Source organism: Daejeonella sp. (genome assembly GCF_044232565.1).
Taxonomy (GTDB): Bacteria; Bacteroidota; Bacteroidia; order Sphingobacteriales; family Sphingobacteriaceae; genus Daejeonella.
This window is the reverse complement of record NZ_JBIILQ010000065.1, coordinates 1-12,090: the sequence shown is the minus strand read 5'-3', so window position 1 is coordinate 12,090 and position 12,090 is coordinate 1. Positions and strand designations below refer to the sequence as shown.

At 37.6% G+C, this 12,090-nt stretch carries 10 protein-coding genes; all 10 read right to left on the bottom strand.

From position 1 onward, the window contains the following. On the bottom strand, window positions 1–1,535 hold a 1,535-nt coding region (locus ACILQF_RS05480; RefSeq protein WP_395626409.1), incomplete at its 3' end, for a TonB-dependent receptor plug domain-containing protein. Between the two features lie 81 nt (window positions 1,536–1,616). Beyond that, window positions 1,617–4,076: a bifunctional YncE family protein/alkaline phosphatase family protein gene (locus tag ACILQF_RS05475; RefSeq protein WP_395626408.1), complete on the bottom strand. Its 2,460-nt coding sequence runs from the start codon at window positions 4,074–4,076 to the stop codon at window positions 1,617–1,619. A gap of 164 nt (window positions 4,077–4,240) precedes the next feature. Beyond that, complete coding sequence (locus ACILQF_RS05470) at window positions 4,241–4,927, bottom strand: gluconate 2-dehydrogenase subunit 3 family protein (RefSeq protein WP_395626407.1); 687 nt, start codon at window positions 4,925–4,927, stop codon at window positions 4,241–4,243. 4 nt (window positions 4,928–4,931) lie between these two features. Further along, complete coding sequence (locus ACILQF_RS05465) at window positions 4,932–6,671, bottom strand: GMC family oxidoreductase (RefSeq protein WP_395626406.1); 1,740 nt, start codon at window positions 6,669–6,671, stop codon at window positions 4,932–4,934. 1,206 nt (window positions 6,672–7,877) lie between these two features. Further along, entirely contained in the window at window positions 7,878–8,378 is a 501-nt protein-coding gene (locus tag ACILQF_RS05460; RefSeq protein WP_395626405.1) for a biotin/lipoyl-containing protein, read from the bottom strand. 3 nt (window positions 8,379–8,381) lie between these two features. Beyond that, the gene (locus ACILQF_RS05455) at window positions 8,382–9,047 is read right to left on the bottom strand and encodes a DUF4159 domain-containing protein (RefSeq protein ID WP_395626404.1); all 666 of its coding nucleotides are present in this window, start codon (window positions 9,045–9,047) and stop codon (window positions 8,382–8,384) included. Then, complete coding sequence (locus ACILQF_RS05450; RefSeq protein WP_395626403.1) at window positions 9,044–9,745, bottom strand: 16S rRNA (uracil(1498)-N(3))-methyltransferase; 702 nt, start codon at window positions 9,743–9,745, stop codon at window positions 9,044–9,046. The genes ACILQF_RS05455 and ACILQF_RS05450 overlap by 4 nt, the downstream gene beginning before the upstream one ends. Window positions 9,746–9,760: 15 nt before the next feature. After that, window positions 9,761–11,080: a hemolysin family protein gene (locus tag ACILQF_RS05445; RefSeq protein ID WP_395626402.1), complete on the bottom strand. Its 1,320-nt coding sequence runs from the start codon at window positions 11,078–11,080 to the stop codon at window positions 9,761–9,763. 4 nt (window positions 11,081–11,084) lie between these two features. Further along, window positions 11,085–11,627, bottom strand: a complete 543-nt coding sequence (locus tag ACILQF_RS05440; RefSeq protein ID WP_395626401.1) for an inorganic diphosphatase — start codon at window positions 11,625–11,627, stop codon at window positions 11,085–11,087. A gap of 5 nt (window positions 11,628–11,632) precedes the next feature. Continuing rightward, window positions 11,633–12,090, bottom strand: a 458-nt coding sequence (locus ACILQF_RS05435; RefSeq protein ID WP_395626400.1) for a DedA family protein, incomplete at its 5' end; no start/stop codon positions are given.

The window sequence follows — 12,090 nt, the reverse complement described above, 5'->3', positions numbered from 1 at the left end:
GTGTAGTTTAGTCCGGTATTCCATACAAAAGCATTAGGCGATACTTCAAGCTGTCCAAGATTATTATCAAATATGGAAGCCTTTAGCCAATTGTATCTAACACCAGCTTCCATATTAAAACGTCCTAACTGCAAATGATGAAGAGAATACAAAGAAGTATTTAAATAGGAAGAATTATTAGGGTACAATCCGCGTAGCATAGTGATGGTTCCACTCTGGCTATTTACGTTGCTGCGCTTACTATTTATGTTGTCTTTATAATATTCCAATCCGCTATTTGCAGTCCAGTTCTTAGTGAGGTCCGAAAATATTTCAACCGAAAAATTAGATGAACTTACCTTATCCTTCTCCAATCCGGAAATAAGACTAGCATTTTTCAAGCTATTTCTTTCCTCGATTGTACTATTGAGGGAGCCCGTAATGTTTACTTCTTTAAAAAGCGGGCTTGATTGCCCCATTCTTAGTTTTACATAAGTCAGATTCCTACCCTGAACCCCCATCTTATTGATCTTAAAATTCTCAAGCCTGACCTTGTGAAAAACATCCACATCATTCTGTTGTACAAATTGATTGGCAAGCGTAAGTTCTGAATTTTTTGAAATTTTTAATTTAACCTTTAAGCTTGCATCAGACTCCGTATATCCCGAGGGCGATTGTCTTCCAGTAGTATCACCACCAACAAGATCACCAAAATTCTTCAATCCTAGCACACCTGAAAAAACCAATTTTGAAGATGAATACACAAACTCAGCACTGCCAGATCTTTCCATATCCCCACTTCCATAGCGTCCGTTTACAGCACCTTTAAAATCTGTTCTTTCCGAAAAACCTGGGTCTTTGGTAAAAACCTGAATCACACCACCCATTGCATCCGAACCATACTGAACTGAGCCACTTCCTCTAAGAACCTCAATTTTATCAATGGAGAATGGATCCACCGTATTTAAATATTGATTAGGACCATATCTGAAAGTTGAGTTATTCATTCTGATACCATCAACCAAAATGAGAGTCTGATTGCCTGTTAAGCCCCTAATAAAGGGCGAGCCGCCACCATGATTTGTTTTCTGGACAAAAACACCTGGTATGATACTTAATGATTCTGGCGTTGAGCGCGGAATATTTTCTGACTGCGATGGTCTAATCAATGTACTGGATGCAAAGGGCAATTTCAAGCTGGAAGTGTTCCTTCTGGATGCTGAAATGACTTCAACTTCTGGGAGAGCCCTTAAAGTTTCCTTTAATGGAATTTGGATGTCCAAAAATTGTCCGGCTTGAAACTCAAAAACAACAGAATAGGTTTCATATCCCACCCTACTAGCCTTTAGGCTATATTTGCCTGAAACAAGTTTATTAAGATTGAATTCTCCCCGATCATCCGTAGATAGCGTATAAGTTATGACACCTTCAAGCTTAATATTAACGCCAGAAAGCCTGTTTTTCGTAACTTCATTGAAAACCCTTCCTCCTAAGTTCTGAGCTAATAAGGGAAGGCTTATCGCCATTAAAAAAAGGGCAAGCAGGTATTTTTTCATCCAGGATTGAAAATTGTTTCTATAAAAGATTAATCATTTAGACCAAAGAATGAATTTTTTGAGATTATTCACTCGATGTTTTCAATCGTTCTTCTTCTTTAGTTCAAGTTTAACAAATGCGCTTCTGCGCGGAGCTGGCATAATTGAATCTTCACCTTTAACTGATTTCCAAACTACCTCATTCAGGTCGAGGTCGGGTGCTGCATCTTCTCTGGCAAAATTCCATTCTTGTGAACGCTCAGCACTTTTGTTCCAGGCAATATTAAGCTGCTCCAGATCTACATTTGCTGGTTTCGCAGTGTATGGCTTGAAGTCAGGGGTATTGGTAAAACAATCAGATAATGGAACTGCAGCTGCATCATACTGGCTCATTGGAGGTAACCCTAGAATCAATTCCATAGTTCGTAGCATGCCAGAGGTAGAATACATGGAGCTGTTCACAGAATTGCGTTTTGTATAAGGGCTGATTACGAAAGCAGGTGAACGGTGGGCATCAACATGATCGGGACCATTTTGAGCATCATCCTCCAGAACAAAAATAGCCGACTCATTCCAGATGCTACTATTTGAAATATGCTCTACTAAGAGGCCTAAAGAAAGATCATTATCAGCCATATAAGCAGTTGGAGTTGGTTTTCCTACACGCTGACCACTTGTATGATCATTACCTAGTCTTATAGTATTAAACTGAGCAACAGAATTAATCGCTAAAAGAGAATCGAAATCAGCTTTAAAAGCAGAAATTCTATCAACATCCTTTATATCTAAATTATAGCTTGCGTATTTGGTAGCAGCATGACCAACAAGCGATTTTATTGTCGGACCATTTTTGGTTACAAATTCTCCATAACTACGGTAAGAAATACCTGCTCTTTTGGCATAATCCCAAATATAACCATCGCGGGGATATGCAATTTTACGACTGCCTTCATAATCATAGGTTCCTCCTCTACTACCGTAACTTGTTGGCCAAGTTTTCTCAGTATAATCTGTTGCATAGGCCGCCATACTCCAGTTATGACCATCGGCACTCACCTCGGCATCCACATAAAAATTATCAAGAAGTACAAACTCGTTAGCAAGTGCATGATGATTAGGTGTTACCTTTTCAGGAAAAATACAAAGAGTGGAATCGCCGTTACCCTTTTTAATATCACCAAAAACCTGATCATAGGTTCTGTTTTCCTTGATTACATAAAAAACATATTTAATTGGAGACTTCCCGCCTTGAACATTAGGAATAGGATTATTGGCTGAGCCTTTTGATATTACTTCAACCTGCTTATTAAAAGGCGTATTGGCATAAACTTGTTTAGAAAATAATTCTAATTGTGAATCAGTTGGTGAATCTATTATAGATAAGCTTCCCTTAAATAAGGAGCCAATGTACTGAACCTCCTTTTGTGCACTAATGCCAAGATGTACGCCACTATCGTCTGTCTTTTTAATGGGTTGCGGACCATCAGGATTGGCCATTGAGCTAAAGCCCTTACCATTTGAAACAAATATCTTTTTCCCTGCAACGCGTACATTAGTTGGATACCAACCCGTAGGAATAAAGCCCTTTGAGGTACTTTTTCCAGGATTTGACACATTAAATACTGCCAAACAATTATTATCAGCATTGGCAACATAAAGTGTTTTTTCATCTTCAGATAATGCTAAACCATTGGTGGTTGATCCTGTTAGTTTTGTAGGGTACATCGCCGTTGAAATCACTTCAATCACCCTTCCTGTTTTTGTATCAATAACCGATACCGAATTGTCGTTTGCATTGGCCACAAAAAGGTAATCCCCGGATTTATTTTGAATAATTTCATTGGGATGGCTCTCTGTTAAAATCTCTGAGCTGATTTTTTGGTCCTTTACATCATAGACAGCAAGTTTATCAGCTCCCCATAAAGAAATATAAAGCTTTGATTTATCAGGCGAAAGGAGGCAATCATAAGCTTCGGAACCCAAATTAACTTTATTGATTAATGTTTTAGTGTTCAAATCAAAAACATAAAGGGAATTATTTTCTTTTGTAACAACATATAAACGTTTTCCTTCATCATCAACGTCAATACCTGTGGGTCCAATTTTCTCTTTAGGCCAGGCCTTTCCCATTACAATGGTATCCGCAACACCGAATTTTTTATTGACTATTGGATAAACCAAAACAATATTATCATTTGCACCAGAAGCATATAGCTTTTTTTCATCAGCACTAAACTTTAAACCATACCATGCCTTTCCTATGGGTTGGTCGTATAATATTTTCTCAGATATAGCGTCGATTAATTGAATACTATGCTTACTCTGACCATTATTAGTTACTGCCATTAATTTTTTAGAGGCAGATATCTGGATATTTAATGGTAGGTCCCCGAGTGGAAGTGACCTACCCGCCGGACTTAAAGACCAGCCGTTTGGCAACAACACTTTACTAGGTGCTGAAAGGATAGCTTTATTTTGGGCTGATGCAAATGCTGCATTCAACAATAAAAAAACTAAAAATGTGCTAAATCCTGTGTTTGAATGGTTTTTGAAATATTGCATTTTATGAGTTTATTGATTCAATTCGAAAAAGAATATTAGTATAATTTCTACAATACAAATTAAAGCTATTGCTATTAATAAAAGATTAGATCAAGATCAATTTAAACACATAAGACCGAAGCACTAGCCTCAGTCTTATCTGTTTATAGAACATTAAATTAACATTAACTATCCCAAGTCATGATTTTGCCTCTATCCTCCATCTTGAGGCACTCATCTAAAGTTTTTTGATCGTATTCCAAACCAAATTGCTTTAGAACCTTGTCTGGAACACCATCCCATGCATTTGGTTGATTTCCTTTATAGGCCATATCTTTTATACCCTCTTTACTAGTAAAGAAACCTGTAGCTGTTAAACTACGTAAGGTATTGAAGAAGCTAACTCCTGCAGAATTCTCTGGAGCGGCCTTTTCGGGGTATGCAATTAATTCTACTAATTCAATTTGTTGTTCCTTACTTGCATCGGCAAAGGATTTCTTAAAGAGTTTAAGTGATTTAACATCAAGCCATTTTAATCCGCCACGCATTGGAAGCTGATACCTTGGTTGATCTTTTACGATAAACTCTATAAATTCTGGAACCTTGGCATCACTAGCACTACCCGAATGCTCATCACGAGGAATGATGATATCACCCAAAATAGTGATTGTACCGAGTTCTGCTGCCGAAAAGAACGTTTCAGCCATCAACTTTTCATCAATCAACTTCTCTTCAGGTGTTCTACCATAAACTCCAGTTTTGCCACTATTTGCAGCGTCTTTTCCATCTTTTTTATCACAAGAAGTGGCTAAAATAGCACCAACACTAACTGTTCCAACAGCCAATGCTTTGAGTGAGTCTCTTCTATTCATCTGATTAAATATTTTGTTTTTTTAACTGATCAACAATGTATTCTGAAGCTCGCATAGACAAGGCTAGGATGGTCCAGGTAGGATTTTTATCCGCCTGAGAAACAAATGCACCTCCATCAACTACAAATAGATTTTTTACATCATGAGCTTGGTTGTACTTATTTAATACGGAAGTGTTTCGGTTATTTCCCATACGGGTTGTACCAACTTCATGTATGATTCTACCTGGTGTTTCTAATCCGTATTTACGATCTTCCCCTGGTTTCTCACCACTTGCAACACCTCCCATTGCATGAATTAGCTCTTCGAAAGTATCTTGCATGTGTTTGGCCTGCTTCACCTCCTGATCAGACCAATTATAATTAAATTTCAAGACAGGAATGCCATATTTATCAACTACACCCGGATCAATTTCACAATAATTTTCAACTCTTGGAATACTTTCACCTCTACCGGCAAAACCTACGGTAGAACCATAATACCTACGGTAATCATCTTTTAAAGATGCACCATATCCACCTGCAGCCTTCATTTTTCCATCCTTAGCTGGAAATTTCCCATTGGTTTTCTCCATTCCAAAGCCAAAACCATAGGAAGGCATATCTAAACCACCCCAGAATTCGATGTGATAGCCACGCGCAAAGTCAAGTTTTTTATTATCGAGCCACCAAGGAATATATAAATGCAGACCACCAACGCCATCTTCATTATAACGTTCTCTGTCCATTAACTGGGGAATGAAAGCACCTCTAGAAGCTCCTGTGGAGTCATGCAGGTATTTACCCACCATTCCACTTGAGTTGGCAAGGCCATTTGGATGTGCTGAAGATTTAGAATTTAATAGCAAACGAGCTGATTCACAAGCACTTGCAGCAAGAACTACAACTTTTGCATTTATTTGATATTCCTGCATATCGGTCTTATCTACATAAGAAACGCCGGTTGCAAGTCCTTCTTTATTAGTTAAAACCTCACGTGCCATCGCATTTACATACACGTCCGCATTCCCAGTCTTACGAGCTGGTTTTACCAAACATGTTGAGGAAGAAAAATCGGCATGTACTGAACACCCACGGTTACACTGATTACAGAAAAAACAAGTGCCACGATCCTTGTTAATAGGTCGCGTTAAAATTGATAAACGGGCTGGAATAACAGGAATACCAATATTGGTAGCTGCCTTTTTAATCATTAGCTCATGCAGCCTTGGCTTTGGAGGCGGGAGAAAATAGCCATCAGGTTCATTATAAATTCCCTCTTTTGTACCAAAAACACCGATCATTTTATCAATACGATCATAATATGGCTTTACATCATCGTATCCAATAGGCCAATTATCCCCTAGTCCGTCAAAGTCTTTGCGCTTAAAATCTTTAGGGCCAAATCGAAGCGAGATTCTTCCCCAGTGATTGGTACGACCACCAAGCATTCTTGAGCGAAACCAGTCAAATTGAGATCCCTCATTTTGCGTATAGGGTTCACCTTCAATTTCCCAACCACCATAAGCCGCATCAAAGTCGCCAAAAGCACGATTTGTACTAGCACCTCTTCTTGGCGATTCATATGGCCATTTTAATTGTGTTTGTTGTTCTGGATTTGCAGGATCATAATCAGGACCTGCTTCAAGCAATGCGACTTTTAACCCTGCTTCTGTTAGTATTTTCGCCGCCATTCCGCCACCTGCACCTGAACCTACAATACAGACATCGTATAATTCGCCTTTAGTTTTAATTTCTATAGCCATTGGATATTCTTGTTTAACTTTTTCATAAAAAGTTTTATGAAAATTAGCAATATTTATTTAGCTAAAGAAATAAAATTGGAGGATTATATATTTATTTACACTGTTGTCCGGCTAAAATAAAATTTTTATAAAAAAGCCATTTATATTGAATTTAATATGTTTTTAATTATGTAATAAAAAGCAAGCTCCCTTTTGGTTAGAATCTTTTTTATATTTTCATTGCCTTGAATTCTCTTTCTTTTGAAGACCAAAAGAAACAAAAGCCTTTTTTTTCCTCTAAGGCAGCCGGCGCAATCCAACCGCACACAAAAACCAAAAGCACACGGGCTGCGTTTTACAGAAGGGTAAAACAATGCCCTCCCCAAACTCACAAGGCCTTCTTTTGCCTTTTGTTTAACAGCTGCTGCGGGCAAAAGCATGACGCCTAAAATCCCAGTTCATTCCGAAGCTTTTTTCCTGTCATTGCGGCACTTTTTTCTGTCATTACGGGGGTTTTTTCTTGTCATTGCGAGCGTAGCGAAGCAATCTCATGATTATTCGTGTAACAAAGAGATTGCTTCGTCGTGCCTCCTCGCAATGACAAGAGGATTATGCTACAAAAACTAATTTCAATCAAACCACAAATCGTCCGCTCACAGACCCTTCACAATCGCTTCTTCCGCCTTGGTTAGTGCGGCAATGACAAACCTAGCCTTCGCAGAACCTTTCATAGCATCAGACGCAGTGGTGGGGTTTATTCGATTGTTGTTTATTGTTTTTTAAAGGGTCTCATGGTCTCGGCGAAGAGCCTCGGCATGTTTAATTTTCATCCAGGAAAATTGAATGGAAATACTAATTCCAAACCCACCACAAATCGTCCGCTCACTGTCCTTCCCCAACCGATCTTCCGCCTTGGCTGGTGCGGCAATGACAAACCTAGCCATCCCACTGCCTTTCATAGCATCAGACGCAGCGGTGGTTTTTTGGTTACTTTTTCACCACGAAAAAGTAACTAGGCCCCCGCGGCCAAGAGCGGGGAAAAAGTCATAAAAGACGTAGTATTAGTTGTAAATTTCTATTATCACTCTAATTTTTCTCCACTCATCATAATATTATAAACCTCAATATTTAATTCGTTGTTCGAAATGACAACACGGGGTAGTAGAGAATTTGATCTTTTAATTAAAATTCCCCCAGACACTAAAATTTATTTATGAAAACAATAAATCAGGAGAATATCATCATTACTTGGTTCTTTTCGACTTTATCACCAGCAATTACCTTTATCGACTTTATTGTAACATCTGCAGGGGCCTTAATAATATTTTCCATTTTCATGGCCTCTAAAACCAGTAGATTCCCTCCCTTCATCACTTTATCTCCCTCCGAAGCCAGAATTCTTAAAACTAGACCCGGCATAGGAGCTTTAAGCTCTGCAATTTTTGAGGTGTTTTGACTATCCATCCCTAATTGATGCAAAAGCTCATCAAACTGATTGCTCAGTTGCATGGGATAAATATTATTTCCAACTTTTACAGTGCATGTTTTTTGAGACTTATCGAAATCAATCAGCTCGGCATGGTACGACTTATCATTAAAAATTACATGAAAAGACCGATCATTAACTTTCAAAATATCGCCCTGAAATGGAAGACCATTAATTAATGTTTGATTTCTTTCTGTTGAAAGCTCAAAATTGAACTTGTTATTAACCTTTACCTTGAGCATGCTTTATTGACTTAGTGCGTACTGAATTAAATTTGAACCCATCTGAAGTGCCTTTTGCCTTGTCGATTCAGAATCACCAGGATATGTTCCAGCATCTTCCCAGCCATTACCGAGGTCAGTCTCATAGGAATAAAAACAAATAAGCCTGCCCTTATAAATCAAAGCAAGTCCGAGGGGCCGCTTACCATCATGTTCATGAATTTTAGGAAGCCCAGAAGAAAATTTGAATTTTTGATTATAAATGGGGTGCTGAACTGGTAATTCAATAAAATCGAGCTCCGGAAAAACCTGTTTCATTTGAGGCCTAATAAATTTATCCAATCCATAATTATCATCAATATGAAGGAATCCACCAGCCATCAAATAATTTCGCAAATTTTTAGCTTCCTGATCGGAGAAATTGATATTCCCATGTCCTGTTAAATACACAAATGGATAGTTAAAAATATCTGCACTCCCCGCTTCAACTATTGCTTCATCTCGCTCAAAATTAGTTCCCAGATTTTTATTGCAAAAACTAAGGAGATTTGAAAGTGCTGTTCGGTTAGCATACCAGTCGCCACCCCCGTTATACTTCAACTTAGCTATTTTATAGGAAGGTGCGTTGAAAGAGAATCCCACAAAGAGAAAAAATAGAAATACTAAGCAATAGCTTAATAAATGCTTCATCTGTTTAAAAAATTAATTTCAAAACAGGCTTCGAGTGCTGCAGTTTCGGTTCTAAGTCTCGAATCACCTAAGCTAAGTGGAATAAAATTATTAGTTATGGCAACTTCAAGCTCTTGGAAGGTAAAATCACCTTCGGGACCAATTACAACTAAATAATTGCCCTTGGGTATGAGCTGCTCTTTTATCGCGACTTTACCACTATCCATACAGTGAGCGATAAATTTTTGTGCGTTTGTAGTTTTAGAAATTAAGTCGTTAAAACGTATTGGCTCATTCAACTTCGGATGAAAAGCCTTAATAGATTGCTTTACAGCGGAGGTAATTACTTTATTTAAACGTTCAGTCTTAATTTCTTTTCTTTCAGAACGATCACAAATTATAGGGGTAATTTCATCGATACCAATCTCGGTAGCTTTTTCTAAAAACCATTCAATGCGCTCAATATTTTTGGTAGGGGCTAAGGCAATATGTAGATAATGGTTTCGCTTACCAAAATTTTCAATCTTTTTTACGATTTTAAGCTTAGTTCTTTTGGGATGTGGGTCTTCAATTAATGCATCATAAAAACCGCCTATGCCATCTACCAAATGAAGTAAGCTTCCTGTATCAAGTCTTAGCACTTTTATACAATGTTTACTTTCTTCTTCACTAAGAATAAGCGTATTTGAGATGATATCAGGTGTATAGAAAATATGCATAAACCAAAACCTTTTTTAGCGTAAATCTACTGCATCCTCACTATTAATTACCAATTCAAGTTTAACAGATTCCACATTCTGGTCTGCTTTTTTAAGAATGGTAATGGTATATCCATTAAAATCACTTATTTCGCCCACTTCTGGTATTTTACCAAAAATTTCGCTTACCAAGCCTGCAACGGTATCATAATCCCCATCTTCAGGCAAGTCATGCGGAAGATATTCATTCACATCATAAATGGATGCTGTTGCATCAATAATAAATTCATTGTCGGACAGTTTTTCAACAATTGGCTTTTCCTCATCGTATTCATCCTGGATCTCACCAACTAATTCTTCAACAATATCTTCTAAAGTTACCATTCCAGCGGTTCCTCCAAATTCGTCAAGCACAATGGCAATTTGAATACGTTTAAGTTGAAGCTCGCTTAAAAGATCATTAATCTTTTTAGTTTCAGGAATAAAATAAGGTTTCCTGATAATATCTTTAAGTATACACTCCTTGCTTTCTGCTAAGAGAGGAAGAATATCTTTTGCATGCACAATCCCTACAATCTTATCTATGGTCTCATCATAAACTGGTATCCTAGAATACCCTTCGCGAATAATAATATCAAGAAGTTCCTTATGAGGTGTATTAAGCTCAATTCCTGAAATTTTAGTCCGAGGCACCATAATATTTTTCACAACACGTTCATTAAAGTCGAACACATTTTTAATAAGCTCATGCTCATTAGTTTCTAAGGCACCACTCTCTTTCCCCTGATCTAGTAAGTATTGCAGTTCTTCAGAGCTATGATGAGCTTCGTGGCCACCAATAGTACTGATTCCCATGATTTTGAGAATAAAATTTGCAAAACCATTTAATAGCCAAATAAACGGTCGGAAAAGAAGATAAAAAAAGTGCAAAGGTAATGCTATACCCATGGTAGTACCAATTGGGCGCTGAATTGCCAGTGATTTTGGAGCAAGTTCTCCGAAAACAATATGTAGCACAGTAATAATGGCAAATGCAAGCACATGGCCGATATTGGTAGCTACCGACGAAGACATATCAACCTGTAAAAAATTAAAGAATCGGCTAACAATATCGGTCATAACAGCTTCACCTACCCAACCTAAGCCTAGTGAAGCCAAAGTTATACCCAGTTGGGTAGCAGCGAGGTATCCATCTAGATGCTGAGTCATGTGCTTAGCAATTTTTGCTACGCGACTACCCGTTTTAGCTTTAATTTCAATTTGAGATGCCCTAACTTTTACTAAGGCAAATTCGGCGGCTACAAAAAAACCGTTAAGAAAAACAAGGAAAAATGTAAAAAACAATGCGAGACCCATAATTCTATAAATTTACAAAAGTGGTCTTATACAATTCTAAACTTTCTTTAATTACTTTATAAGCGTAATTTTTACCCAAAAGATGCTCAATACTCACATTTTTGCGCTCCAAAGCCTTATAATCTTGGAAAAAGCGAACAATCTCGGTCATGGTATGAGGGGGAAGTTCTTTTAAATCTTCGATATAATTTACAGACATATCATTTTTTGCAACGGCTATGATCTTATCATCTTGCTCACCATTATCCACCATGTGCATTACACCAACAACTTTGGCTTCAACAATTGACATGGGATAAACATCTACAGAGCAGAGAACTAAAATATCGAGTGGATCCTTATCGTCACAATAGGTTTGTGGTATAAAGCCATAGTTAGCTGGATACATTACTGACGAAAATAACACGCGGTCGAGCTTAATCAATCCTGAATCCTTATCGATTTCGTATTTTGCTTTCGACCCTTTCGGAATCTCTATGATTGCATTAACAATGGAAGGAATATCTTCACCAGGAGAAACGCTATGCCAGGGATGGTCTTTATTCATATTTTTTAGGAATTGGATTCTTCTTCATTGCCTCTATCTCCTCCAATTTTCCTTTTTAAGTAGGTAACAATAAGCGGAATAGTAGTAATCAATATGAAACCAACAATGATATATAATAAGTAATCATTGATTTCTTTTTCAAAACTTCTACCAAGAAAGAATCCAAGCAAAGTTAAGGATGTAATCCATAGAAAAGCACCACAAATATTATAAAATGCAAATTTTTTAAAATCAAGCCGTACAATACCTGCAATTATTGGCGCAAAAGTACGTACGATAGGAATAAACCTTCCCATGATTAAGGCAAAGGCACCTTGTTTTCTGTAATACACCTCGGCGGCTTTGAGATATTTCTTTTTGAAGAAAAAAGTATCTTCTCGTTGATAGAGTACGGGGCCAGTTTTTTTCCCAAACCAATAACCGACAAAATTGCCACTTATCGCAGCTCCCATTAAGCCAACGA

Excerpts from the sequence above, each read along its gene's own strand:
- ACILQF_RS05475 (WP_395626408.1), bottom strand. The coding sequence starts at position 4,076 with ATGCAATATTTCAAAAACCATTCAAACACAGGATTTAGCACATTTTTA.
- ACILQF_RS05470 (WP_395626407.1), bottom strand. The coding sequence starts at position 4,927 with ATGAATAGAAGAGACTCACTCAAAGCATTGGCTGTTGGAACAGTTAGT.
- ACILQF_RS05465 (WP_395626406.1), bottom strand. The coding sequence starts at position 6,671 with ATGGCTATAGAAATTAAAACTAAAGGCGAATTATACGATGTCTGTATT.
- ACILQF_RS05460 (WP_395626405.1), bottom strand. The coding sequence starts at position 8,378 with ATGCTCAAGGTAAAGGTTAATAACAAGTTCAATTTTGAGCTTTCAACA.
- ACILQF_RS05455 (WP_395626404.1), bottom strand. The coding sequence starts at position 9,047 with ATGAAGCATTTATTAAGCTATTGCTTAGTATTTCTATTTTTTCTCTTT.
- ACILQF_RS05450 (WP_395626403.1), bottom strand. The coding sequence starts at position 9,745 with ATGCATATTTTCTATACACCTGATATCATCTCAAATACGCTTATTCTT.
- ACILQF_RS05445 (WP_395626402.1), bottom strand. The coding sequence starts at position 11,080 with ATGGGTCTCGCATTGTTTTTTACATTTTTCCTTGTTTTTCTTAACGGT.
- ACILQF_RS05440 (WP_395626401.1), bottom strand. The coding sequence starts at position 11,627 with ATGAATAAAGACCATCCCTGGCATAGCGTTTCTCCTGGTGAAGATATT.